This is a genomic window from Collinsella sp. AF36-3AT, from assembly GCF_003475205.1.
Lineage (GTDB): Bacteria > Actinomycetota > Coriobacteriia > Coriobacteriales > Coriobacteriaceae > Collinsella > Collinsella aerofaciens_AF.
The window spans coordinates 1-25,604 of record NZ_QROZ01000014.1 but is presented as its reverse complement, the minus strand read 5'-3'; the positions used below and the strand labels follow the sequence as shown (position 1 = coordinate 25,604).

17 protein-coding genes and 1 tRNA gene are annotated in these 25,604 nt (G+C 59.0%); 8 read left to right on the top strand and 10 right to left on the bottom strand.

The genetic code is table 11. The annotated features are described in order from the left end of the window. Window positions 1-139 precede the first annotated feature (139 nt). Window positions 140-1,168 (bottom strand): LacI family DNA-binding transcriptional regulator, encoded by a 1,029-nt coding sequence (locus DW003_RS09520; RefSeq protein ID WP_118388843.1) that lies wholly within the window; start codon window positions 1,166-1,168, stop codon window positions 140-142. A 183-nt stretch (window positions 1,169-1,351) separates the two neighbouring features. Between DW003_RS09520 and murB the strand changes: the two genes are divergently transcribed. Then, window positions 1,352-2,314, top strand: coding sequence for a UDP-N-acetylmuramate dehydrogenase (gene murB / locus DW003_RS09515; RefSeq protein WP_118388841.1), 963 nt, complete (start codon window positions 1,352-1,354; stop codon window positions 2,312-2,314). A 222-nt stretch (window positions 2,315-2,536) separates the two neighbouring features. On the opposite strand, the gene DW003_RS09510 is transcribed toward murB, so the two are convergent. After that, the gene (locus DW003_RS09510; RefSeq protein WP_118388839.1) at window positions 2,537-3,742 is read right to left on the bottom strand and encodes a hypothetical protein; all 1,206 of its coding nucleotides are present in this window, start codon (window positions 3,740-3,742) and stop codon (window positions 2,537-2,539) included. A 265-nt stretch (window positions 3,743-4,007) separates the two neighbouring features. Between DW003_RS09510 and galE the strand changes: the two genes are divergently transcribed. From galE to glgP, 3 genes are all read left to right on the top strand, one after another. After that, window positions 4,008-5,069 carry a UDP-glucose 4-epimerase GalE gene (gene galE, locus DW003_RS09505; protein ID WP_006235870.1) on the top strand — a complete coding sequence of 354 codons (1,062 nt, stop codon included), beginning with the start codon at window positions 4,008-4,010 and terminating at the stop codon, window positions 5,067-5,069. A gap of 209 nt (window positions 5,070-5,278) precedes the next feature. After that, a complete protein-coding gene (gene malQ / locus DW003_RS09500) occupies window positions 5,279-6,796 on the top strand; it encodes a 4-alpha-glucanotransferase (RefSeq protein WP_233545570.1) in 1,518 nt (505 codons plus the stop codon). A gap of 128 nt (window positions 6,797-6,924) precedes the next feature. Next, window positions 6,925-9,192 carry a glycogen/starch/alpha-glucan family phosphorylase gene (glgP, locus tag DW003_RS09495; RefSeq protein WP_118388837.1) on the top strand — a complete coding sequence of 756 codons (2,268 nt, stop codon included), beginning with the start codon at window positions 6,925-6,927 and terminating at the stop codon, window positions 9,190-9,192. Window positions 9,193-9,648: 456 nt separating this feature from the next. Here the strand turns inward: glgP and DW003_RS09490 are convergent, their stop codons facing one another. The 5 genes from DW003_RS09490 to DW003_RS09470 form a co-directional block, all read right to left on the bottom strand. After that, window positions 9,649-10,848 carry an ABC transporter ATP-binding protein gene (locus tag DW003_RS09490; protein WP_117640835.1) on the bottom strand — a complete coding sequence of 400 codons (1,200 nt, stop codon included), beginning with the start codon at window positions 10,846-10,848 and terminating at the stop codon, window positions 9,649-9,651. Window positions 10,849-10,916: 68 nt separating this feature from the next. Next, complete coding sequence (locus tag DW003_RS09485; protein ID WP_117584245.1) at window positions 10,917-11,756, bottom strand: carbohydrate ABC transporter permease; 840 nt, start codon at window positions 11,754-11,756, stop codon at window positions 10,917-10,919. Beyond that, window positions 11,756-12,610 (bottom strand): carbohydrate ABC transporter permease, encoded by an 855-nt coding sequence (locus tag DW003_RS09480; RefSeq protein WP_055252174.1) that lies wholly within the window; start codon window positions 12,608-12,610, stop codon window positions 11,756-11,758. Before DW003_RS09480 ends, DW003_RS09485 begins: the two co-directional genes overlap by 1 nt. A gap of 87 nt (window positions 12,611-12,697) precedes the next feature. Further along, window positions 12,698-14,014, bottom strand: a complete 1,317-nt coding sequence (locus tag DW003_RS09475; RefSeq protein WP_055252173.1) for an ABC transporter substrate-binding protein — start codon at window positions 14,012-14,014, stop codon at window positions 12,698-12,700. A 306-nt stretch (window positions 14,015-14,320) separates the two neighbouring features. Further along, window positions 14,321-15,040, bottom strand: a complete 720-nt coding sequence (locus DW003_RS09470) for a GntR family transcriptional regulator (protein ID WP_055252172.1) — start codon at window positions 15,038-15,040, stop codon at window positions 14,321-14,323. A gap of 224 nt (window positions 15,041-15,264) precedes the next feature. Here DW003_RS09470 and DW003_RS09465 point away from each other — a divergent pair, with 224 nt between their 5' ends. The 4 genes from DW003_RS09465 to DW003_RS09450 all read left to right on the top strand — a co-directional run bounded on the left by DW003_RS09465 (window position 15,265) and on the right by DW003_RS09450 (window position 20,014). Further along, entirely contained in the window at window positions 15,265-17,715 is a 2,451-nt protein-coding gene (locus tag DW003_RS09465; protein WP_118388835.1) for a PTS transporter subunit EIIC, read from the top strand. Between the two features lie 127 nt (window positions 17,716-17,842). Then, window positions 17,843-18,856 carry a polyprenyl synthetase family protein gene (locus DW003_RS09460; RefSeq protein WP_089573618.1) on the top strand — a complete coding sequence of 338 codons (1,014 nt, stop codon included), beginning with the start codon at window positions 17,843-17,845 and terminating at the stop codon, window positions 18,854-18,856. A 139-nt stretch (window positions 18,857-18,995) separates the two neighbouring features. Continuing rightward, window positions 18,996-19,901 carry a peptidoglycan-binding protein gene (locus DW003_RS09455; RefSeq protein WP_187361857.1) on the top strand — a complete coding sequence of 302 codons (906 nt, stop codon included), beginning with the start codon at window positions 18,996-18,998 and terminating at the stop codon, window positions 19,899-19,901. 38 nt (window positions 19,902-19,939) lie between these two features. Further along, a tRNA-Gln gene (locus DW003_RS09450) sits at window positions 19,940-20,014 on the top strand. Window positions 20,015-20,890: 876 nt separating this feature from the next. Here the strand turns inward: DW003_RS09450 and DW003_RS09445 are convergent. The 3 genes from DW003_RS09445 to DW003_RS10080 form a co-directional block, all read right to left on the bottom strand. Then, window positions 20,891-23,083, bottom strand: a complete 2,193-nt coding sequence (locus DW003_RS09445) for a hypothetical protein (RefSeq protein ID WP_158573226.1) — start codon at window positions 23,081-23,083, stop codon at window positions 20,891-20,893. 183 nt (window positions 23,084-23,266) lie between these two features. Next, a complete protein-coding gene (locus DW003_RS09440) occupies window positions 23,267-25,156 on the bottom strand; it encodes a carbon starvation protein A (RefSeq protein ID WP_117770527.1) in 1,890 nt (629 codons plus the stop codon). Between the two features lie 252 nt (window positions 25,157-25,408). Next, a partial coding sequence (locus DW003_RS10080; protein WP_222847418.1) for a hypothetical protein occupies window positions 25,409-25,604 on the bottom strand: 196 nt, incomplete at its 5' end.

Genomic DNA, 25,604 nt, shown 5'->3' with positions numbered 1-25,604 from the left:
TTGCTAAAACGTTTTATCATGGTGAAAAAACGTTTTAGCATCTTTATCGATCCCATCGATTGGCAAAACGCGACATTCACCTGCGGCATTATCTGTCACAGGTACTCCATATTCAATCTGCATGAATTGGTAAACGTGTTTAGTTGTGTTTAGTAAGCTCGAGCACACTGCCCTTCACGATAAGCGCCGGCTCCAGAACGACCTCTTCGGCACGCCTACCGCCCCTACCGGCAAGACGCTTGGACATGCAGCCAAAAGCATGCTCCGCAAGGACACCAGGATCCTGCTCAATGGCGGTCAGCGCCGGCTCAAAGAGAACGTCGGCCGCCGAGTTGTCATAGCTTACGACCGAAATATCGCCCGGGATGCTCTTCCCCATCTCGTGCAAGCGCTTGAGCAGACCGAGGGCGATGTTATCCGAACTTGCGAACACAGCGGTGGCATCGGTTGCGAGTACCGCCTCCGAAGCCTCGTAGGCACTCGGAATGTAGTACTCGCTCTCAAACTCCAAACGTGCGTCGATAGGCAGGCCAACCTCGCGCAGCGCGCGCTCATAGCCGGCAAGTCGCTTACGCCCCGTATTGGAACGGCGCGCGTTAACCAAGCAGGCAATGCGACGGTGGCCCTGCTCGATCAGATAGCGAGTGGCCATGTAGCCACCCATCTCGTGGTCGAACATCACTTTGTCGCACTCGAGCCCCTCAATGGCACGGTCGACCATCACGGCAGGGATAGGCAGATGGCTGACTTCTTCGCGCAGGGCGCGGTCGTCGGAGAACTCGTCGCCCACAACCAGGAAGACACCATCAACGCCGCGCGTCACCAGCTGGCGCAGCAGCTCCAGATCGTCATCGGCGCTTCCGCCCGAACTGGTAATGAAGAGCGCATAGCCGTCCTCGCGGCAGCGCTTTTCCAGGCTACCGGCGAGCGAGGCAAAAAAGCGGCTCTCGATGTTAGGGACGATAAGGCCCAGCGTGCGCGACTCGCGCATGACCAGGCTGCGCGCAATCTGGTTGGGAACATAGTGGTTGCGCGCCGCGACCTCTTTGATGAGCTTGCGGTTTTCTTCCGAGATGCGACAGGGCCGATTATTGAGAACAAGCGAGACCGACGAGGGGGAAAGCCCCACCTCCTGGGCGATCTGCTTGAGGGTGACTTTGTTGGCCATCTCGCTCCTTCCGGGTTTACGCGCAATCTCTTGAAAGTATAGCGACTACCCCTCTACCTCGGTGATAAACACTTTACCAATCCGGTGGACGGCTGTTTTATCGCCGCCAGCGCACCAAATCCGTCCGGGTGGGGTATATTGCAATCGATTGATGACAACGACCACCAAAAGGCGGATATTCGTATGCACGAGAACGATTTTTTTAACGAGGACCTGCTGTGCGCGCTCGCTGGCGTTGCCGGCGAGGACAACGTGCTGATGAGCGAGCCCATGCGCGAGCACACCACGTTTAAGATCGGCGGTCCGGCCGACGTCTTTGTCACGCCCGATACTGAGCAAGGCCTCGTCGCCACGCTCGATACCTGCTATCGCTGCAATCTACCACTCACCATCGTGGGCAACGGCTCCGACTTGCTCGTCGGCGACAAGGGCATCCGCGGCGTCGTCGTAGCGCTGGGCGAGGGCCTCTCCGACATTACGGTCGACGGCACGCACGTCACGGCGGCAGCCGGCGCCTTGCTTTCCGATGTCGCAGCCGCGGCAGCCGAGGCCGGCCTTACCGGCATGGAGCCCATCTCGGGCATTCCCGGATCGGTCGGCGGTGCCTGCTACATGAACGCCGGAGCATACGGCGCCTGCATGGCCGATGTGCTGGAGTCCGTGCGCGTCTACAAGCCCGCCCGCATGCTCGACGACGGCACCCGCGGTAGCGGCAGCATTATCGAGTTCGATGTCGATGAGCTCAACCTGGGCTATCGCAAGAGCCGCATTGCCGACGACGGTTTCATCGTGCTTTCGGCCACTTTCAATCTCGCCCCGGGCAACGCCGCGATGATCAAGGCCGACATGGACGACTACCGCCAGCGCCGCGAGGACAAGCAGCCACTCGACATGCCGAGTGCCGGCTCCACCTTCAAGCGCCCCGAGGGCCACTTTGCCGGCAAGCTCATCATGGACGCCGGCCTGCGAGGACACGCCATTGGCGGCGCGCAGGTGAGCGAAAAGCACTGCGGCTTCATCGTCAACGCCGACCACGCCACCGCCGCCGATGTCGACGAACTCATCCGCCACATCCAAACAACCGTCAAAGACCAATTCGACGTGGACCTCGAACCCGAAGTCCACCGAGTCGGCGAATTCCTCTAAAAAAGAAGGCCCCGAAAGGGGCCTTCACTTTCTTTTATTCAGACAACCAATCCGGTGCGTAGCGCCCCGAACCCGAGAGGGCCGCGTGCCCGCCCGCAATATATTTGATTGATCGCGAGTTCCGCACGCAAAGAAGGCCACTTAATGTGGCCTTCGTCTTGCGCAGGACTGCCCGAGCAGACAATCAAATATATTGCGGGCGGGCACGCGGCCCAGTCGGCTTTACGACAGCGCAATACCGCCAAGCCAGCCCCAACGCACGCCAGAGCCAGTACCATAAAAGCTAATGAACGAATCGAGCGACTTCGATGTAATGGCACCCTCGTTGCTCATAACGATGCCGCCGCCAACGTAGATACCCACATGACCGTAGATAAGGCCCGGAGCACCCGTGCCGCTGTGCGAGGAATCGGCCACGATCATGCCCACCTGCAGCGCCGAGCGATCGGAGCTATAGCACCAGGCGTTGAACATGTCGCAGGCGTTGCCGCCAAAGTAGCCAACGCCGGCGTTACGGAAGACATTGGTAACCCACGCCGCGCACCAGTTCTGACCCGGCGAAGGCGTGGAGTAGCACGCGTTGACGACAGCCTGCTGCTTGCCCGAGCCGGCATTCTGCTGCGGAGTTCCGGGCGCATACGATCCACCGCCCGAGCTCGAACCACCCGAGTAGGAATTGTTCTTGTTCGCGGCGGCCGCGGCAGCGGCGGCCTTCCTGGCAGCCTCCTCGGCCTGGGCGGCAGCGAGAATCTCGGAATCACGCTGAGCCATGAGCTCCTTGACGTCGTCGGAAAGACCGTTCAGCACGGTCTGGACCTCTTGTTGCTTGGCCTGCATATCCTGCATCTGAGCCGTCTGCTGATCCTTGAGTTTCTCCAGGTTGGCCTTTTGTGCTTCGAGCTCGGTCTTCTGTGCGTCGAGCTCGGCCTGAATCGTCTGGATGTCCTCGATGGCATCGCGGTCGCTCTTGTTGATCTTCTCAACGTAATGCGCGTTGGCAACGAGCTCCTCAAACGAGCCAGAGGCCAGCAGCAGCGACAGGATGTTCGTGCCGCCGGACTTGTAGCTGGCGGCCACGCGATCGGAAAGGTCGTTACGCTTCTTCTTGAGCTCGGCCTTCTTTTCATCGATCTGGGCCTGTGTGTCGTCAATCTTGCCCTGGACATTCTCAATGTCGTTGAGGGTCTGGGCATTCTTGTTGGCCAGCGCCGCATACTCATTTGCGATGCCGTCGAGCTGGGCCTGGACCTCGTCGAGCTGGGCCTGGGCGGCATTCAATTTATCGGTGGTTTCTTTGGAAGCCTCCGCCGCATGGGCGCGAGCGGGCAGGCCAAAAAGAACTGCCGCAGAAGCGGCGCCGAACAGGGCCTTAAGGGCAGTGCGGCGCGAAAGCTCCTGGGAAAGGATGGAATCGCTGTTTGGTGACATATGTACTCCGTTACATGCTTATTTATATGTCGCTCAACTCATACATACTAGCGTACATATGGCGCGTCCCAACGATTTCCACGAACGGCAGGAAACTGCAAGGTCGGCGGCTCGTAAGCAATTGTTTAATTTGAGGTAACAATTGGGCAAGCTCTTATATGAGTACGTTAACATAATCCTCTGCTTTTCCTCAGCGCACGATTTGGGCGTCCCCGCCTGCGCTATACTCCCCTCTAGAAGTGTTCCTGATTCGATAGGAGACTACATGTCCAAAGCACTCGACCCCAAAGACACCTGCGTCCTCGTTACCGGTGGCGCCGGCTTTATCGGCTCGCACACCGTCGTTCAGCTGCTCGAGGGTGGCTACCAGGTCGTCATCGTCGATGATCTCTCCAACTCCAGCGCCGTCGCCGTCGACCGCGTCAAGACCATCGTGGGCGACGAAGCCGCCAAGAACCTCACCTTCTACGAGGCCAACGTGCTCGACCGCGATGCGATGAACAAGATCTTCGATACCCATCAGATCGACCGCGTCATCCACTTTGCCGGCTTTAAGGCCGTCGGCGAGTCGGTGAGCAAGCCCGTCGAGTACTACCACAACAACATCGAGAACACCTTGGTGCTCATCGACGTCATGCGCAACCATGGTTGCAAGTCCATCATCTTCTCGAGCTCCTCGACCGTCTACGGCGACCCGGACAACCCGCCCGTCACCGAGGAAGACCCCAAGAAGCCCGCAACCAACCCCTATGGCTGGACCAAGTGGATGATCGAGCAGATCCTTATGGACGTCCACACCGCCGACCCCGAGTGGGACGTCGTGCTGCTCCGTTACTTCAACCCCATCGGCGCTCATCCGTCGGGCCTGATCGGCGAGGACCCCAAGGGCATCCCCAACAACCTGGTGCCCTATGTCGCCCAGGTCGCCGTGGGCAAGCTCGAGGCCGTTCAGGTCTTTGGCAACGACTACCCCACCCCCGACGGCACCGGCGTGCGCGACTACATCCACGTGTGCGATCTGGCCTCTGGTCACGTTGCCGCCCTTAACTGGATGAACGGCAAGACCGGCGTCGAGATCTTTAACCTGGGCACCGGCACCGGCACCTCGGTACTCGAGGTCGTCGCCGCCTTCTCCAAGGCTTGTGGCAAGGAGCTGCCCTACGTGATCCGCGAGCGCCGCGCCGGCGACATCGCTGCCAACTGGTGCGATGCCTCCAAGGCCGAGCGCATGATGGGCTGGAAGGCCCAGTACGACATCGCGGACATGTGCCGCGATAGCTGGAACTGGCAGAGCCACAACCCCAACGGCTTCGCCGACGCCGAGTAGCAAAAACCTACATACCGTTCTTGCCCCGATCTCACGTTGTGAGGTCGGGGCTTTTTTCATGGCATGTAGCCATTCGCCGAAAATCGACCAACTTTTTTATCTTGCCTGTACATGTTTAAACAACATGTTTTACAATAGGCGTATCGAATCAGAACATCGGAGGCGGACTGCACACCCATCGGCAGGCCGACCCCACAACAAGAAGGTTGGTGAGCGCATTCATGGAGCGTGCAAGCGGCGTCCTCATGCCCGTCTCATCTCTGCCCGGACCATACGGAATCGGCGGCTTTGGCTGGAATGCCTACGACTTCGTCGATTTTCTCGCCTCGTGCAAACAACATTACTGGCAGATTCTGCCCCTTACGACGACCAGCTATGGCGATTCGCCTTATCAGTCGTTCTCGGCCCGCGCGGGCAACCCCAACTTTATCGACTTTGCCGAGCTTATCGAGGCAGGGTATCTGGAGCAGCGCGATATCGATGGCGTGTATCTGGGATCCGACCCCAGCAATGTCGACTACGGTGCTATCTTTGGCGGCCGCCGTCAGATTCTCGACCGCGCCGCCGAGCGCTTTGCTGCCGACAAGCTGGCCGATTTCGATGACTTTATCCAGGCCAACGAGGACTGGCTCATCCCCTACTGTGAGTTCATGACCGTCAAAGAGGAGTGCGGTCTCAAGGCGTTTTGGGAGTGGCCCGCGGAGCTCCGCACCCGCGGCGAGGCTTCCGCCAAGGTCTGCGCCGACCATCCGGCGCGTATGCTCTACCACCAGATGACGCAGTACTTCTTCGATCGCCAGTGGAGCCGCCTCAAGGCCTATGCCAACGAGCGCGACATTCTCATCATCGGCGACCTGCCCATCTATGTCTCGCGTGACTCCGTCGAGATGTGGGCGACACCTGAGCTCTTTAAGATCGACGCCGCCGGCAATCCCGTGAGCGTCGCCGGCACGCCGCCCGACCAGTTCTCGGCTACCGGCCAGTACTGGGGCAACCCCATCTACGACTGGGACGCCATGGAGGCCGACGGCTTCTCCTGGTGGGAGGGCCGCATTCGCGCCGCCCTCGACATGTACGACGTCATCCGCCTGGATCACTTCCGCGGCTTCGAGGCCTATTGGGAGGTGCCGTTCTCCTCGCCTGATTCGTCCTACGGTTCGTGGACGCAGGGTCCCGGCCTCAAGCTCTTCAAGACACTCGAGGAAAAGCTCGGCACGCTGCCCATCATCGCCGAGGATCTGGGCTTCCTCACCCCCGGCGTCATCGATATGCGCGACAACTCGGGCTTCCCCGGCATGAAGATCCTGCAGTTTGCCTTTGAGGGCACCAACTCGTACTACCTGCCGCACAACTACATTGCCAACACCGTCGCCTACGTGGGCACTCACGACAACGAGACGGCACGCGGCTGGTTTGAAGGAACGGCTACCCCGCGTCAGCGCGAGCAGACAGCCCTGTACACCCATCAGCAGGCCGGCGAACCCATCGCCGACGCGCTCAACCGAACCATCGCAGCCAGCGTGAGCGACACGTGCGTCTACACCATGCAGGACCTGCTCAACTTGGGCAACGAGGCGCGCATCAACACCCCTGCCACGCTGGGCGGCAACTGGACCTGGCGCATGCTCGACGGCGCCATCACCCGCGAGCTCGAGCACAAACTCACCGACTGGACCGAGACCTACTTCCGCATCCCGTCGGAAGCCGAAATCGAGCTTCCTCAATAGGAGCTACCGCGCCCGACCCCTCCCCACCGTGCGGACGCGCTTGCTTACCCGCGCGAGGCCACCCCAATCCCCTCGCGCGGGATTCTTATGAATTGCAGACATGTAATCAACCCATTACAGGAGGAAACATGCCCCAAATTAACCTCATGGAACTCGCCGAGCAGTCTTTTGGCACCTCGCTCGAGCAGCTCGACGACCGTCGCATTTACAAGCTGCTGGTCAAACTCGTGCAGGAGCGCTCCGCCGCCTGCCCGCTCAACAACGGCAAGAAAAAGCTCTATTACATTTCCGCCGAATTTTTGATCGGCAAGCTGCTCATCAACAACATGATCGACCTCGGCATCTACGACGAGGTTAAGGACCAGCTCACCGCCACAGGCCACGACCTCAACAAGATCGAGGAGTTCGAGGTCGAGCCGTCGCTCGGCAACGGCGGCCTGGGCCGCCTGGCCGCATGCTTCCTGGATTCCATCGCCACGCTGGGCTTGACCGGCGATGGCGTGGGCCTCAACTATCACTACGGCCTGTTCCGTCAGCGCTTTGTCGACAACCAGCAGAAGGCCGTCCCCGACGAGTGGCTCGGTGAGCAGGACATCCTAGTCGACGACGACCGCTCCTACACCGTCGAGTTCGGTGATTTTGCCGTTACCTCCAAGCTCGTCAACATCGACGTGCCCGGTTACGGCCAGCCCACCAAGAACCGTCTGCGCCTGTTCGACCTGGCGAGCGTCGACGACGGCCTGGTCCCCGGCAGCTCCATCGACTTCGACAAGACAGAGATCGCCAAGAACCTCACCTTGTTCCTCTACCCCGACGATTCCGACGAGCAGGGCCGCCTGCTTCGCATCTACCAGGAATACTTCATGGTGAGCAACGCCGCCCAGCTCCTGATCGACGAGGCCATCGAGCGCGGCAGCAACCTGCACGATCTGGCCGACTACGCCGTGGTCCAAATTAACGACACGCACCCCACCATGGTCATCCCCGAGCTCATTCGCTTGCTCACCACCGAGCATGGCATCGAGTTTGACGAGGCCGTGACCATCGTACGCTCCATGGTCGCCTACACTAACCACACGATTCTTGCCGAGGCGCTCGAGAAGTGGCCGCTCGTCAGCCTGCAGAAGGTCTCCCCTGCCATCGCCGACATTATCGTCAAGCTCGATGAGATCGCGAAAGCCGAGCACGATGACCCGCGCGTCGCCATCATCGACGAGCACGACACCGTCCACATGGCCCACATGGACATCCACTTTGGCTTCTCCATCAACGGCGTAGCCGCCCTCCACACCAAGATCCTGGAGGACACCGAGCTTCATCCGTTCTACGAGATCTATCCCGAGAAGTTCTCCAACAAGACCAACGGCATCACCTTCCGCCGTTGGATCCATGGAGCCAACCCCGCGCTCGCCAGCCTGCTCGACGATGTAATCGGCACCGACTGGCGCAGCACCGGCGATCTGAGCAAACTCGCCAAGTTCGCCGACGACAAGGACGTTCTTGAGCGCCTGGCCGCCACCAAGGTCGAGGCCAAGGCCATCATGCGCCAGTTCATGGCGCTCGAGCGGGGCGTGACCATTCCCTCCAACGCCATCATCGACGTCCAGGTCAAGCGCATCCACGAGTACAAGCGTCAGCAGATGCTCGCGCTCTACATCATCTGGAAGTACTTCGATATCAAGAACGGCAACAGGCCTAAGCACCCTGTCACCATCATCTTTGGCGGCAAGGCGGCGCCTGCCTACACTATCGCGCAGGACATCATCCATCTGATCCTGACGCTGTCGCAGTGGATTGCAAACGACCCCGACGTGGCTCCCTACCTGCAGGTTGTCATGATTGAGAACTACAACGTCACCGCCGCCGAGCGCGTGATCCCCGCCGCTGACATCTCCGAGCAGATCAGCCTGGCCTCCAAGGAGGCGAGCGGCACCTCCAACATGAAGTTCATGCTCAACGGCGCCCTAACCCTGTGCACGCTCGACGGTGCCAACGTGGAGATTGCCGAGCTCGTGGGCGACGAGAACATCTATACCTTTGGTGCCTCGTCCAAACAGGTCGAGCAGCTCTACGCCGACGGCACCTACAACGCCGGTGCGCTCTACCGCAAGCCCGGCATTAAACTGCTGGTGGACTTCATCACCAACCCGGCCTTTATGGCAACCGGCAACGCCGAGCGCCTGCAGCGCCTGCACGACGACATTAAGGGCAAGGACTGGTTTATGGCCCTGCTCGACATTGAGGAGTACATCCAGACCAAGGAGCGCGTGCTGGCCGACTACGAGGACCAGGACGCCTGGATGCGCAAGGCGCTCATCAATATCGCCAACGCCGGCACCTTCTCGTCCGACCGTACGATCTCCCAGTACAACGACGAGATTTGGCACCTGAGCTAGCTCATTCCCCTTACCCATCCTCTTGAGAAACGGAGTCGTGGCAACACGGCTCCGTTTTTTGTGCCCGCACGTTACCCTGTGATCCGACTCGGCCAAACAATCTCGATCCGTAGCAATTACTCAACCAAAACGGTCCCAGCCGTTACAGATTGAGACATACCGGCCCCTCCCCTCGGGTTTATCTCAATCTGTAACATCTAGCAGGTGAAATTCGCCTTTGGTGTTACAGATTTAGATGAAATGGTTAGCTCAGCGGAACCGTCTCGATCTGTAACATCTAACGTCCGAAATCGGCCCTATCCGTTACAGATCGAGACAAACGACCGGTCAGACAGTCCCAACACAAAGAAAGGCTCCCCTCTCGCCCAGTGGACGGGAGGGGAGCCTTATATGTGACCGCGGCAAAAGGATGGCAAAGCCGCAGTCGCCCAAAGGGAGGGCCTGGATGCACCGGGCCTAGATAAGGTTCTTGCCAGACACCTTATCGAAGAGATGAGTCGCGTTCTTCTCGAACTTGAACCAGATGGGGTCGCCAGCCTTGAGCGCGCCCTTGGCCTCGAGGTCGACGACGGGGATAATCAGGACAAACTGGCCGTCGGGAGCGGTCACGTGGACATGCTCGGTCGAGCCCATGAGCTCGGTCACCTCGACGGTGCCCTGGAGCGCACCCTCCTCGCCCTTGTCGGCAAGCAGAATCTGCTCGGGACGCACGCCGGCCGTGATCTCCTTCACGTCGCCGCCGTCCCAGTTGAGAGCAAGCTGAGCGCAGGTCTCGGGGGCGAGCGCCACGTTCATATCCTCGGTCTTGACGGTAAAGCCGTTGCCCGAGCGCACCAGCTGGGCATCGAAGAAGTTCATCTGCGGCACGCCGATAAAGCCGGCGACGAAGATGTTCGCGGGATGGTTGAAGACCTCCTGCGGGGTGGCGATCTGCTGGACGACGCCATCCTTCATGACCACGATACGGTCACCGAGGGTCATAGCCTCGGTCTGGTCGTGAGTAACATAAATGAACGTGCCCTTGATCTCATGACGCAGCTTAATGAGCTCGGCGCGCATCTGGTTACGAAGCTTAGCATCCAGGTTGGACAGGGGCTCGTCCATCAGAAAGACCTTGGGGTCACGTACGATGGCGCGGCCGATGGCGACACGCTGACGCTGGCCGCCGGAGAGTGCCTTGGGCTTACGGTCAAGATACTCGGTAATACCCAGGATCTCGGCAGCGGAGCGAACCTTGCGGTCGATCTCGTCCTTGGGGACCTTCTTGAGCTCGAGCGTAAACGCCATGTTCTCGTACACCGTCATATTGGGGTACAGAGCATAGCTCTGGAACACCATGGCGATGTCGCGGTCCTTGGGAGCGACGTCGTTGACGCGCTTGCCGTCGATGAGCACGTCGCCCGAGGTGATATCCTCCAGGCCGGCGACCATGCGCATCGTCGTGGACTTACCGCAGCCAGAAGGGCCAACGAGGACGATGAACTCCTGGTCGTGAACGGTGAGGTTGAAGTCCTCTACAGCGAGCACACCGTCCTCGGTAACCTTGAGGTTGTGCTTCTTCTCCTCGGTTTTCTTCTTTTTGCCAAAGAAGCCCTTCTTTTTTGACTCGTTGTTGGGATACACCTTCTGAACATGTTTGAGAACGATCTCGGCCATGTCTTTACCTTTCGATACGCGGCGCCGCGCTGAGAGGCGCCGCCAAAACTTGCAAAACAGTTACGGCATCAGCCCTTGACGGCACCTGCCACAACGCCGTCAATGATGTACTTCTGGCAGAAGATGTACATGATGACGATGGGGATGACGACCATCATGATGCATGCCATCATGGGGCCGAGCTCGACGTGGCCATAGCCGCCACGGAAGTACTGGATCAAGATAGGAATGGTCTTGTACTTGGTGGAGTCGAGCGTAAGGTAGGGCAGCAGATAGTCGTTCCAGACCCACATGGTCTCAAGGATGCCGACCGAAAGATAGGTGGGCTTCATAATGGGAAGGACGATCTTAAAGAACACCTGGACCGGGTTGCAGCCGTCGATCATGGCCGCTTCCTCAATCTCGAGCGGGATGTTCTTGACGAAGCCGGCGAACATAAAGACCGCGAGACCCGCGCCAAAACCAAGGTAGATGAAGCAGATGTTAAACGGCGTGTTAAAGCCGATGCGGTCCGCGAGGTTGGACAGCGTGAACATGAGCATCTGGAACGGTACGACCATCGAGAAGACGAACAGGTAATAGAAGAAGTTCGAGATCTTGCTGTTGACGCGCACCACGTACCAAGCGCACATGGAGCAGCACACCAGAATCAGCACGACCGACGTGACCGTGATGATGAGCGAGTACATAAACGCCGAGGCAAAGCCCTGCTCGTTCAGAGCGTGCACGTAGTTTGCGAGGCCGTTGAACGTCTCGGGCGTGAGCAGATCGAACGCCGTGGTGGTGCTGATTGCGGTCGCTTTCTTAAAGGAATTGAGCGCAATCATGAACACGGGGTAGATCCATGCGAGCGACAGAATCGTAAAGAAGATCGAGAGCGCGCGGTTGATAGCCTTATCGCGTTTCATTACTGCTGCACCTCCTTGGACCTCGTGGCCTTAAGCTGGATCATAGAAATAGCGACAACCAGGATGCAGAAGATAACTGCCTTGGCCTGACCGATGCCCTGCCATGCGATGCCAGCACGCGAATAGAACGTGTTGTAGATGTTCAGGGCGAGCATCTCGGTGGAGTGCGCCGGGGCGCCACCGGTAAGGGCGAGGTTCTGGTCGAACAGCTTAAAGCCGTTGGTGATGGACAGGAACAGGCAGATGGTGATGGTCGGCATCAGGTTGGGGATCTTAACCTTCCAAAACGTCTGCCATGCCGTAGCGCCATCGACCTTGGCGGCCTCGATGTAGTCAGACGGAATGGACTGCAGACCGGCGATGTAGATGATCATCATGTAGCCGACCTGTTGCCACAGGGTCAGGATGATAAGGCCCCAGAAGCCAGCGGCGGAGTTGAGGGCGATAAGCTGGGCACCCACGTTGGAGAGCAGGCAGTTGATCAGAATCTGCCAAATGTAACCCAGTACAATGCCGCCAATCAGGTTAGGCATAAAGAAAATCGTACGGAAGATGTTGGTGCCCTTGAGCGCCTTGCGAGTGAGCGCCTGCGCAATGGCCAGCGCGATCACGTTGATGAGCACCGTCGACAGGAAGGCAAACGCCACGGTAAAGAAGAACGACGTGGAGAACTGCGGATCGGACAGCGCGCGCACGTAGTTCTCGATACCGACAAAGTGCGCGTTATTGATGGTAATAAACTGGCAGAACGAGAGATAGAAACCCTGGATAAAGGGAATCACGAACCCGATCATAAACGCCAGGCACGTGGGCAGCATAAAGAGCGGCCACCAGCGCTTGAGTGCTTTGCCCATAGAAGGGTCCTTTCAATATGCAGGGGGCGGGCAAACCTACGTCTGCCCGCCCCCTGTCGCTAATCAGATAGCTTGGGCAGCAACTGCTTACTCGGAAGCAGCCTTCTCGGTCTTCCAGCCATCGACGAAGGCGTTCTTGACGCCGTCCCACTTGGTGTTGTCGGCAGCATAAGCGATGAGAGCCTGCTTGAGGTTCTTCTTCCACTCCTCGGAGGGGATGTAAACGAAGTCCCAAGCAACGGTCTTCTTGCCGTCCTTGGCCATAGCAACGGCCTGCTGAGAGAAGACGTTGGTGGTCTCCTTAGCGCTCTTGAACGGGGCGGTCAGACCCATCTTGTCAGCGATGATGCTGGTGGCGGTGTCAGAAGTGACGCACCAATACATGAAGTCCTCGGTGGCCTTCTGGGCATCCTCGGAAGCCTGGGAGCTGACGCACCAGTAGTTCTCGCCGCCGGAGCACAGGCCCTGGTTCTCCTCGCCGTCGACGCCGATGTAGATCGGCAGCATGCCGAGCTGGTCGTCGGTCATACCGGCCTTGGTGAGGTCGGCGTAGGCCCAAGAGCCGTTCTGATAGAAGACGGCCTTGCCGGTTGCGAACTCGTTGGTGGCGTCGTCACCGGTCTTGGAGGCGAGCTGCGAAGGATCGCAGGTGGAGTCGGTGATGTACAGGTCGAAGATCTGCTTAAAGTTGTCGAGATACTCGCCCTTGATCTCGTCGTCCTCCTGATTGTGCTCCTTCTCGAACTCGTAGTAGAGCGGGAGGTTGGCGAGGTGCGTGGTGTAGCGCCAGCTGGAGGAGTCATCCATACCGGCGGAAGTGAAGGCACCGTCAACGCCGAGCTCGTCCTTGCGGGCCTGGATGTCATCGGCGCAAGCCTTCAGCTTGTCGAAGGAGTTGATGTCCTCGGCCTTGTAGCCGGCCTTCTCGAGGAGCTCCTTGTTGTAAATGATGCCGTAGCTCTCCTGAACCCAGTCGATACCCAGATCCTTGCCGTCGGACTGCAGCGCCAGGGAGTCGTCGATGAGCTCGCCGCGGAGCTTGGTGTCGGAAAGATCGGCGCAGTAGTCCTTCCAGTTCTTAAGGCCGGTGGGGCCGTTGACCTGGAACAGCGTCGGAGCGGAGCTCTTGGACATCTCGGACTTGAGCTTCTCCTCGTAGGTGTTGGAGGCGGCGGTCACGATCTTGACCTCGACGCCCTTCTCCTTCTTGTACGCCTTGGCGATCTCCTTCCACTCCTTGTCGACCTCGGGCTTGAACTGGAGGAAGTAGACCTCGGCAGCGTCACCAGAAGCAGAGGAGCCAGAGCCGGCAGAACCACCGCAGCCCACGAGGCCCAGACCAAGAACCGCAGCCGCGGAACCAGCAAAGCCCAGGAACTGCCTTCTGCTCATTTCGTTCTTCATTACAATCCACCCTTTCACACCGTGGCGGCACCCTTTGCCGCCGCCTTCGGAGATTGGCTCGGGGACTTTGCCCCTTTTGCTGACTTGTACAATACGCTATTTGGCTAGTTGTTTGAACAAGTATTACTAGAGCGGTAGAAAAACTTCGGTGAACGGTAATTTCGACTTGATACTTGACAAGTTTTGTATAAACAATTATTCGTTATCGAATGCAGAGAAAACGCCCGGTCAAGCCGATGCATCGTCGGTTTGACCGGGCGTTTTCTCTTTGAGGGCATGAGTCTCGTCAGGCTGCGAGCTAGCCGGCTATCGCTTGGAATTGACGCGGTAATGGAAGATCTCGGGGTGTGTGCGGGCATGCGTGACCTCGAACAAGATGCCGTCCGAGGTGTACGACTGGCTCTCCATAACGGCGACGCAGTTGTACTTGCCGAGGTCCAGATAGCTGCAGTCTTCATCGTTGGCGAGCTCGACACTCACCGTACGACGGCTCGCCATCACTTTGACGCCGCGCTTGTGCTCCAGATAGCCGTAGATAGAATCCGCCGCGATCTCGGGGGTCAGGCCCTTGGCGATCGACGCCAAAAAGTAGCCATGGTCCACTTGGCGCGCGCTGCCGTTGAGGCTTCGGACACGCACGACGCGAATCAGCTCCTCGCCCACCTTAAAGCCCAGGCGACGTGAGAGTTGCTCAGTGCAAATCAAATGTTCAAAAGACTTGACCTCGGTCGATGCGACGGCATTGTTGCGTTTTGCGAACTCGCCAAACGACTCAACCTCTTCGAGTGCGCCCAGCATGTCGGTTTCGCCCTTAAGCCAAATAACGCGCACGCCCTTACCGTGTATAGGCTGCACAAACATCTGGTCGGCCAGCATGCTCAAGGCGCGTCGAACGGTATTGCGCGTGCAGCCAAACTCCGCGGTCAGCTCGGCTTCGGTTGGCAGCATCTCCTGAAACGCATAGGTCCCGTTGATGATGCGCGAACGGATCTCGCGGTAGATTCCTTCGTAAATCGCTTTTGGCATGATTTCACCTCTAATGAATATGTATGGCTAGGCACGATAGCATTTCTTAAAGTTGTTTAAACCGATTATCGGTAAAGCACGGATTATTTACCGTCGACGGTTCCCCCGAAACCCAAATCGGACCGAATCAAAACCGTCAATGCGGCAAGCAGCCAGTCCTCTACAATGAGTTCATTGTTTAAACGTTCTTGCTCGCACAGCATGTTGCATCCGAAAGGCATATTATGCTGCAGAAAATCCAACGTTTTGGCGGAGCCATGTTCGCGCCCGCCATGCTGTTTTCTATATCAGGCCTCATGGTCGGCATCTCCGCCCTCGCAACGACCGTGGATATCGTCGGCGACCTCGCCGTATACGGAACCCCCTGGTACGTTTTCTGGACTATCATTCAGCGCGGCTCGTGGACGGTCTTTAAGCGCCTTCCACTCCTTTTTGCCGTAGCGCTGCCTATCGGCCTTGCCCAAAAGCAACCGGCACGCTGCTGCCTCGAGGCGCTCGTAGCCTATTTTTCCTACTGTTTCTTTTTGAGCGAGATCATTAAGCTGAGCGGAGACAACCTTGGGCTTAAGTACCCGTCGTTTTTGACCTCCGCTAGCGGCATCACCGTCATCGACGGCATCAAGACGCTCGACACCGGCATTATCGGCCCGCTGGCGGTGTCGGCAACCGTCGTCGCGATCCATGACCGCTTCTACGATGCCAAGGTTCCCGATTGGCTCGGCACCTTCTCGGGTTCCTCGCTGGTCTACCTCATCAGCTTTTTTGCCGTGTTTGCCCTTGCCGCCATCTCGGCCGCCATCGTGCCTTTCGCATACGCTGTGACCGAAACGCTGCGCCACGCACTTGCGGGCGTCGGCCCCTTCGGCGTGGGCATCTTTGTGTTTTTGGAGCGAGCGCTCGAGCCCATGGGGCTGCACCATCTGCTCTATATGCCCATCTATTACGACAATCTGGTCATTCACGACGGTATTTACGCCACGTGGACCAACCTGCTCCCCATTCTCTCCCATAGCACGCGCCCTTTAAATGAACTTGCGCCCTGGGCAGGTTTTACCGCCACCGGCTGGGGCAAGCTCTTTGGCCTTCCCGCCATCGCGGCAGCATTCTATTTCACCGCCAAACCCGAACGCCGCGCCGGCCTTAAGGTCATCCTTTTGCCCGCCATCGTCGCCTCGGTGGTCTGCGGCGTCACCGAGCCGCTAGAGTTTCTCTTTATGTTCACCTATCCCGGACTCTTTTTGCTCTACGCCGTCCTGTCCTCCTGCCTTGCCATGACCATGAACTTCTTTGGCATCGTCGGCATCTTCTCGGGCGGTCTCATGGAAATGACGGCCTTCAACTTCATCCCACTCATGCGAATGCATGCCGGCTCCTACCTTTTGGCGCTCGGTATCGGTCTGATGTTTAGCGCTGTCTTTTTTCTGGTCTTCCGGGGCCTCATTCTGGCTTTCGACCTAAAAACCCCAGGCCGCGAGGATCATATCGCCAGCGATGCGGCGCTCGCACGTCTGACGGGAAAAAGCTCTGCCAAAGAAGGCGCGGCCCAAAACGGCACCGACAACCAATCATCCCAAGATCATCTGCTTGCTGAGCAAGTCGTTGCGCTCTTGGGTGGCGTTAGCAATATTGTAGGAGCGACCAATTGCGCCACGCGTCTGCGCGTTGAGGTCGCAGAACCTTCCGTTGTCGCAGACAACGCAGCCTTCGTCGCGGCGGGCGCCAAGGGCCTCATCATTACGGGCAAGACCGCCCAGGTGATTATTGGCATCTCCGTTCCCCGCGTTAAAGAGCATTTTGACCAGATCATGGGCCTCGAGCCGGGATTTGTGCCCACCACCTCGGCCTCCCCTGCCGCCAGCGCAGCCCATAAGCGCGGCGATATCTGCTTCTTCGATATCGACGGAACACTCGCCTGGCAAGACCCTCGAGTGGCACAAGAGCTTCCCGAGAGCGAGCGAGACCTCTCCCCCTATCCCAATGAAGCGGTCTCGCAAGCCATCCGTGATTTTGTCGCCAAGGGCAATATGGCGTTTATCTGCACAGGGCGCACGCTGAGCTGCATCCATCCAAAGCTGCTCGAGCTGCCCTGGACCGGCATCGTCTGCCTCGCGGGTGGCTATGTCGAACTTGAGGGACACGTGATTCGCGATTTGGCGATGACGCCCGGCATGCTGCAGCGCCTTGCTCCCATTCTTGAGCAATCGGACGAAGTGATTCGTTTTGAGGGACTCAATGGCGTCGTTCGCATGAGTGCCGATGCGCCCGACGCCCCGGGATACGCCCGCACCGTGGGCGATGCAATTACGCAGCTGCAACATTACAGCGCCTACAAGATCTTAATGTCCACGTCGCTTGCCAACCGCATCGCTCAGGATCAAGCGTTTGAGCCGCTGCTCTGCTTTAACGAACTCGAGCTCGAAGTGACCGAGATTTCGCCTCGCGAATGCACCAAGCGCGAGGGTATCCAGTCCGTACTCGACGCCCTCGATCCCCACCACGGAACCGTATACGGCATCGGCGACGCCAGCAATGACGTCTCGCTGATGAACGCCGTCGATGTCGGTATCGCCATGGGCAACGCGCCGGACTTCCTCAAGGAAAAGGCCGACTATGTCACCGACAGCATCGACCACGACGGCGTCGTCACCGCGCTCGAACACTTTGGGCTTATCTAGCCAAGCCCCTACCGCACTTGCGGCCGCATGGACCAATCGTCTTCAACCGCCGCGCTCGACGCCCTAATGTGGCAATATGTTGTCTGCATAATGCAACGATGCAACCTATCAAAGAATGCGAGAACCCGTGTCCAGTCCGTTTACCAGCTTTTTAGCCCAGCACTTTGACCAGATTAACGACTATCTGGCCACGTTCTTTGACGGACAGGCGACTTCCGCCGATATCGAGCGCTACCTGTATACCCCGCTCTCGGCATTTACGGCAAACGCTGGCAAGCGCCACCGCCCGCTCATCTGCATGCTCGCCGCCACTGCGGTAGGCGGCAGCTTTGAGAGCGCCCGCAGCGCAGCGGCGGCCATCGAGCACTTTCAGTCGGGCGCACTCATCCACGACGACATCGCCGACAACGGGCAGATTCGTCGCGGCAAGCCCTGCATGCACCTTACCGAGGGCACCGGTCTTGCCATCAACTGCGGTGACCTGGCGCTCACCATGGTCACCAAGACGGTTCTCGACGACCCCACACTCAACGCAGACGTGAAGCTTCGCGTGCTCCACGAGCTTACCGAGATGATCGTCCGTACCATCGAGGGCCAGGCGCTCGACCTGGGCTGGGTCCGCGACGGGCGCTTTGACATTTCGGTCGACGATTATCTGGACATGGCGACGCACAAGACCGCGTACTACAGCGGAGCGACGCCACTTGCCGCCGGAGCCATTATCGGCGGCGGCAGCGAAGAGCAGATTGAGGCACTGCGCGCCTTTGGGCTGCACACGGGCCTTGCCTTCCAGATTCAAGACGACCTGCTCAACTTGATCGGCACCAAGGAGGCCGCCAACAAGGACTTCCGCACCGATATCACCGAGGGCAAGCGCACCCTCGTTGCCGTGCATGCCCTGTCAGACGAGCGCTATCACGACGAGATCGAGGCAATCCTTTCCTCGGGCACCGAGGACCCTGCGCAGCTCGCACGCGCCGTGGAGATCTTCCAGGAGACCGGCTCCATCGATTACGCCCACACCTATGCGCTCGACCTGACCGCTAAGGCCAAGGCCGCTATCGAAGGCGTCGAGCTCGACCCGCATGCGCGCGAGCTCTTCCTCTCAATGGCAGATTTCTTTGTGGAGCGTCTTAACTAGCGGGGGTCATAAAACCTGTGGGCAGCGAGTTTGGGTACAAGTTGCTACACTATTGAGTGCATGTTTATAAATTGTCTCGCGTTGTCTATCCGACACACGCTCAAAATAGTACGAATGGTACGCCGAAAGGGGTTCGTTCATGGAACCTATTACCACGGGCATGCAGGGAGCAGCCGTCGAGGATGTTCAGTCCCGCCTTCTGCAGCTCGGCTATACAATCGATGACGCCGAGGTTGTCGACAAGCGCTTTGGCACCACCACCGAGCAGGCCGTCAGCACCTTCAGGCTCGACAGCGGCCTTGCTGCCGGTCATGCCGTCGATATCCCCTGTTGGAGCGCCCTGGTCGACGCCTCGTATAAGCTGGGCGACCGCACCCTGTATCTGCGCATGCCCAATTTCCATGGCGCCGATGTGCAGGCCCTGCAGCGCGCTCTCAACGTTTTGGGCTTTGCCTGTGGCGAAGACGACGGCTACTTTGGTCCGCATACCGAGGCCGCCCTGCAGCAGTTCCAGGAAAATGTCGGCCTGTTTGCCGACGGCATGGCCTTCCAGGACACCTACGCCTACATCAACCGCCTGCACCATGTGTGGGAGGGCAAGCCCTCGGTCACCGAAGCCGAGTCCCGCATCGGTTTTGCTCGCGCCGCCAACGTGCTCGAGCGCTTCCAGATCGCCGTTATCGGTGAGGACCCCATCGCACGCAGCGTTGCTTCGCGCATGTGGAACATCGCCACGGCAACGACCGACAACAGCGGCATGATGCTCTGCGACTCCGAGGTCCCAACCGACGTTGACCTGGTGCTCGAGATCGCAAGCGACGAGCTGCCCGCCGACGCCGCGCCACGCGCCACGATTGCCCTCGCCGAGTGCCACAACCTGGCCCAGCGCATCCGCACCGCCAATGTCGCCGCGCAGCAGAAGCCGGCTCGCATTCGCATTGAGCTCACGGGCATGACGCGCTACAACGGCACCTTCACGGCCAGCGACGCGCAGACGCTCGCCGTACGCCTACTCGACGGCGTTTGCGATGCCCTCGCAGATTAGGTAAACTAGACGAGTTGCTTTTGGGCAACACCACACATTGGGACGTAGTTCAACGGTAGAACTCCGGTTTTTGGTGCCGGCTGTTGGGGGTTCGAATCCCTCCGTCCCAGCCATTAAAACTGAGCGCCCTAAGCCCATAACGGCCCAGGGCGCTTTCTTGTGGGCAAGCGGAGGAATTCGAACCCGCAAGGGTGCGGAGCTGAGGAAACGCGAAGCGTTTTCCAGCGCAGCACGCAAGGAGCGAAGCGACGCAGCGGGGCGCGGCCGCCGACCAGGCGGACGCGGAATCCCTCCGTCCCACACCAGCCAAGAGCCCCTCACGTCAAGCAAATCGAGCCAACGCCGCCAAGCGGAGGGATTCGAACCCGCAAGGGTGCGGAGCGACGCAGCGGGGCGCGGCCGCCGCAGGCAGACGCGGTGTCGGCACTTGGGGACGCTCCTAAGTGCCGGCATTATAGGAACGTCCCCAAGTGCCGGCTCGGGACTATTTTCGAGGACCCTCCGAAGGACTGTGGCCAAAAAACGGCAAATATGAGTACTGTTACCGTTGTAGCTACATTATTTTCGTTAATAAAAGAAGATCTTAATGAGATTTATTCGCATCAAGGTCTTCCTTTAATGAACACTTGAGGAGATACGGCAGCTTATCTGCTCGATCGACACGTCAAATCACCTTAAATGTGGTCAAAATTACTGCTACTAAAAGAGTATCAGTACTCATATTTGCCGTTTTTTGGCCACGGCTCTTTATAGACACCCTGTACAGCGACGGTGGTAGATTTCGGAACGTGTCCGTCAGCCCCGTTCCGAAAAGCGAGCCGCATGCAACGGCCAAGCCACGACAGGCCCCGGGAGAGCGGGGACACCGGCTTAGGTTTATCGCGAGTTCCGCACGAACAGGAGGCCACTTAATGTGGCCTCCGTCGTGAGCAGGACTGTAGAGCAGGAAACCTAAGCCGGTGTCCCCGCTCTCCCGGGGCCGGCGGAATTTAGTTGTTCAGCATGCGGTCGAAGCTTCCCGAGTCGCCATCCCGATAGTCGGCGGTCATCAGAATCTCCTGCGGAATGCGCCCGCCTTCACGTAGCACATTGCGGAACTGCACGCGCGTGACCATGGGCAGATCCTTGATCGTCGCCGCCAAGTTCTGCGGCACGCCCTGGTTGGCAGCCGCGCGCTCGCACTCGCCGCCGGCCTTCACGCGACGCTTATGCTCGGCGAGCATGGCGCGGTACATACCGGCATGCAGGCGAATCTCAACCACATTGGCATTGCGAGCCTGCTCGACGATGCGCGCGCCCTCGCGGTCGATATCGCCCACGTAGTAGACGTAGTTAAAGCGATAGCCGATCTCGGCCAGATAATCGTCCAGGGCATGCGAGACGCTCGCCTTGCATCCGCCGCCAAAAATCACGCCGCCCACCTTGATGCCAAAGAGCTTGGCGTGCTTGCGGCCACGCAGCAGCCTGACGATCTCGTCGTAGGTGTCCAGGTTCTCGACCATAATGAACGGCTTATCGGCGCCCAGCGTAAAGAAACCCGTAAAGTGCACGGGGCGGTTGGGGGCGACCTTGATCGCCTGCATGCTGATGCCCTTTTCGGTCATGCGCCTTATCAGGCGCTCACCGTGCTTGCCGTCAAAAGCCTTCTCGTCGTTAAAAATCTGGTAGGCACGCTGGCGGCGCGAGGCAACCGGCGTATCGGCACCTCGGTTTTGCTCGATCCAAGCCTGGATGATTGCGATTTCCTCGGCAATCTTGCGGTTGGACATCTCGTTGTGCTGAGTGCGCTGCGGCGCCTTTTTGCCGTCCTTGCCCTCGACCTTAACAATTTGAGTCTGCTGTTCCTTGATCTTAGAGAGCGCCGTAGGCGTAGGGACAACTTTGAGCAGCTGCCTGCCCAAAACGCGGGCAAGGGCAAACGCCGATACCTCGCCGTGGACGGCCGACTCGGGCTGCTGGGTAGCACTATCAGCCGCGGCAGGCTCAGCCTGTGCATGAGGCTTACGCTTGGAATCTGCCCGGGTATTACGTTCCTGCTTGGGCGCAGACGAGCGCTTTTGCGGACGATCGGACTTGGCCTCCTTCGCCGGCTGGCGCTTGACCTGATCCACCGGAGTCTCGGCCTTCTCATCTCCGTTTTGTGTCGCTGTCTTCTCGGCCGCGGCCTCGGCATTTGAGCCACGACCGCCGCGGTGACGACGACGGCGGGGCTTGCCTGAGGCGCTCTCCCCCGCCTGCTTATCAGCGGTCTGTTGAGCTTTGACCTCAGTGTCAGCCGCAGGCTGCGACTCGGAAGGTTGCTGCTCGCGAGCCGCCGGCTCAACGGTTTTCTCGGTTTGTTCGGCCTTCTCGGCCTGAGCGGTCGGAGCCGGCTCGCCCTTCTCCTGACGCCTTACGGGATACGCGCGCCTCGCAAAACCACGTCCGGGACGACATGAGCCCGGGGCCTTCTTGGCAGACTCCTCAACATCGTCTGCGGCCTCGGAAAGCTCTTCAACCTCATGCGCGACATCCTGCTGCGCAGCCTTAAAGTGGGCACCACGGCGACGCTGGGGCTCCTGGGCCTCCACGGGCTTTTGCTCCTTCGCGGGCCTCTGCGACTCGGCAGCAACCTCGTTCTCAACAGCCTCGGCATCCGTCTCACCCTTTCGAGCAACGGCGCGACGGAAGCGCTCCTGCTGGGCGCGACGCTGCGCATCGCGCTTGCCACCCCCGCCAAAACCGCCGCGCCCTGCCTTGGCCGTAAAGGCACGCACGACGTTCTCATCGAGCAACTCATCGGTATCAACATGCTCACGCGGAGCAACTTCTTCCACAGCAGGCACGTCAGCGGAATCCTCGACGACAAAATCTTCGACGGACTCGGCAGGCTGCTCCTGGGCATCGCGGATCTCGACATTGATGGTATAGAACGCCGGGCGCCCGTTAATGCCGCTGCCCTCGATCTTGGTCACGATATTTGCCGCGATAAGCTCATCGCGCATCGCCTTGGTATCGCATTCCTTATCGACGGAGCGGAAAATCTGCGCCAGCGCGCTCGACTTAATCTTGAGCGCCTTGCGGCAGAGCAGGTCGTAGGCAACCAGCTTGGCGCGCTCGGCAGAAAGCGACGTCTGGCTGCTCAGACGCTCAGCCAGAGCATCGACATTGTTTTGATTATCGGAATATACCGTCTTGGCCACGGGGCCCCTTTCATATGCACACATATACGTCCATATGGTACAACGCACGAGCCTATCCACGCAAAACATCTGCGAGAACGCCCTTGCACCACCTGTTATCACAAGAAAAAAGACCGGGTCCGCTTGATTGCGGACCCGGTCTTTCCGAGTCAAATAGATGGGAGATTCAACCCGTCCGACCGACTAGGCCTTAGCGGCCTCGGCGTCGGCAGGAGCCTCAGCGGCAGCGGCGCGACCGTACTCGGCCTTGCCCATCTCGGACCACTCGGGCTCCTCGTCGGGCATGGAGCCGGCCTCCTTGCCGAAGAACTCCTTGAGACAGTTGACGGCAACGATGAGGCCCAGGACCATCAGCAGGACGGCGAAAACGAGCTGCAGGCCCTTGGTGGCGGCGACGGAGACGGCGGCCGTGGTGGCGGTAGCCGGGATGGTGCCGAAGAAGCCGTAAGCCTGGACAGCGGTCATGCAGCCCATGGCGCTCTGGACCAGCGAGGTGAAGGTGCAGCAGAGCAGGAAGGCGACGGGCACGTAGAGCATCCAGCCCTTGCGGCCGGTGCACTTGCAGAACACGGCGAGGGTGATCATGGTCATGCCGCCGAGCAGCTGGTTGGAAGCACCAAAGAGCGGCCAGATGTTGGCATAGCCGCCAAAGGCGAGGGCGAGACCGGGAAGCAGGGTGACGACCGTGGCGAACCAGGGGTTGCCGAGAACCTTCATGTAGCCGGCCTTGGACTCGATGGCCAGAGCATCGTTGGTCTGGGCAAAGAACTCGGAGAACGAGGTGCGGGCGATGCGGGCGACGGCGTCGAGCGAGGTCAGGGCCAGAGCGGAGACGTTCATAGTCATGAAGACGGTAGCGAGCGTGCCGTCAACACCGAAGGCCTGCATACCGCGGGAGATGCCAGCGGCGAAGATCTGGAACGGGGTGGAAGCGACACCAGCGTTGAGGGCGCCGGTACCGGCGGTGTTCATATCGGAGAACATGATGCCGGCGACGATGATGGCAAGGATGCCGACGAAGGACTCGACGATCATGGCGCCATAACCGACCTTGACGGCGTCCTGCTCCTTCTCGACCTGCTTGGAGGAGGTACCAGAAGAAACGAGGCTGTGGAAGCCGGAGAGGGCACCGCAGGCAACGGAAACAAACAGGACCGGGAACATCATGCCAGAAGCGCTGGAGAAGCCGGTAAAGGCCGGAGCGGTGATGGTGGCCTGGCCGTTAACACCCAGGACGACGATACCGAGGACAGCGCAGGCGATCATGACGATCATCATGATGGAAGTGAGGTAGTCGCGAGGGGTCTTGAGCATCTGGATGGGCATAGCGCCAGCGAAGACCAGGTAGACCATGACGACGGCGAACCACTGGAACTTATCCAGGTAGACCGGGAACTGCATACCGACGGCGAACATGAGAACCATGAGCACCACGCCAGTGACAAACTCGGCAGCGCCGGTGAGGTTGAACTTCTTCTGGGCCCAACCAAAGGCGATAGCGACGAAGGTGAACAGGATGGAGATGGTACCAGCGCAGCCGGCGGCATAGGACTTGGTGAAGTCGATAGCACCGGTGGCAGCGCCAGAAGCGTCAACGACCGAGGTGAACATGAACGTCTTGCAGACCATGTCGGTGAAAGCGGCGATGACGATGATGCAGAACAACCAGCAGAACAGCAGGAACAGGCGACGGCCGGTCTTGCCGATGTATTTCTCGATGAGCTGGGCCAGGGACTTGCCGTTGTTCTTCATCGAAGCGTACAGAGCACCAAAGTCGTGGACGGCGCCAAAGAAGATGCCGCCGACGAGGACCCAGAGCACGACGGGCAGCCAGCCAAAGGCCATGGCGACGATCGTACCCGTGACAGGGCCAGCACCGCAGATCGAGCTGAACTGGTGCGAGAACGCGGTAAAGGCGGAGACGGGCGAGAAGCTCTTGCCGTCCTTCATGCGCTTGGCCGGCGTGAGGGCCTCTTTGTCAACGCCCCACTTGTTGGCCAGCCAGCGGCCGTAGCCCAGATAGCCACAGGCGAGCACCGCCGCGGCCACAACCATGAGCAAAACTCCGTTCATTACATTTCCTCCTCTAAAAAGAACTTCCTAGACATAAAAAATGAGGGCCGTCGGTTGCGCTCGACGGCCCTCATCTTCATCAGCCGCCCGTTATCGTACGGGCTAGCTGTATGTGCTAACCCGCATCAGATAATTACTACACTGATAATGTTTAGCTGATGCGTGAACATGTCTAAGAAATCCTCTTCAATCATGATGTGAACGATCCGTGCGTGTTCACATCCCCCAGTGGTTGAAAAGGAGTATGAAACTTTAGTTACCTAAAGTCAACGCAAATTTGTAATGGATTTTCAACTTTTTTGAATTTCTCGTTATAAAACGCCACTGACCTCGGACTTTACCCAACAAAAGTTTTTGCATGGGAGATACCCCTCGGGAGCCGCGGGAGCCGGGCGGCGCATATGAACTTTCCTGCTCTACAGTCCTGCGCAAGACGGAAAGCACATTA

What these genes read in the sequence shown, in the direction of transcription:
- DW003_RS09520 (WP_118388843.1), bottom strand. Translation starts at nt 1,168, where the DNA reads ATGGCCAACAAAGTCACCCTCAAGCAGATCGCCCAGGAGGTGGGGCTT.
- murB (WP_118388841.1), top strand. Translation starts at nt 1,352, where the DNA reads ATGCACGAGAACGATTTTTTTAACGAGGACCTGCTGTGCGCGCTCGCT.
- DW003_RS09510 (WP_118388839.1), bottom strand. Translation starts at nt 3,742, where the DNA reads ATGTCACCAAACAGCGATTCCATCCTTTCCCAGGAGCTTTCGCGCCGC.
- galE (WP_006235870.1), top strand. Translation starts at nt 4,008, where the DNA reads ATGTCCAAAGCACTCGACCCCAAAGACACCTGCGTCCTCGTTACCGGT.
- glgP (WP_118388837.1), top strand. Translation starts at nt 6,925, where the DNA reads ATGCCCCAAATTAACCTCATGGAACTCGCCGAGCAGTCTTTTGGCACC.
- DW003_RS09490 (WP_117640835.1), bottom strand. Translation starts at nt 10,848, where the DNA reads ATGGCCGAGATCGTTCTCAAACATGTTCAGAAGGTGTATCCCAACAAC.
- DW003_RS09485 (WP_117584245.1), bottom strand. Translation starts at nt 11,756, where the DNA reads ATGAAACGCGATAAGGCTATCAACCGCGCGCTCTCGATCTTCTTTACG.
- DW003_RS09480 (WP_055252174.1), bottom strand. Translation starts at nt 12,610, where the DNA reads ATGGGCAAAGCACTCAAGCGCTGGTGGCCGCTCTTTATGCTGCCCACG.
- DW003_RS09475 (WP_055252173.1), bottom strand. Translation starts at nt 14,014, where the DNA reads ATGAAGAACGAAATGAGCAGAAGGCAGTTCCTGGGCTTTGCTGGTTCC.
- DW003_RS09470 (WP_055252172.1), bottom strand. Translation starts at nt 15,040, where the DNA reads ATGCCAAAAGCGATTTACGAAGGAATCTACCGCGAGATCCGTTCGCGC.
- DW003_RS09465 (WP_118388835.1), top strand. Translation starts at nt 15,265, where the DNA reads ATGCTGCAGAAAATCCAACGTTTTGGCGGAGCCATGTTCGCGCCCGCC.
- DW003_RS09455 (WP_187361857.1), top strand. Translation starts at nt 18,996, where the DNA reads ATGGAACCTATTACCACGGGCATGCAGGGAGCAGCCGTCGAGGATGTT.
- DW003_RS09440 (WP_117770527.1), bottom strand. Translation starts at nt 25,156, where the DNA reads ATGAACGGAGTTTTGCTCATGGTTGTGGCCGCGGCGGTGCTCGCCTGT.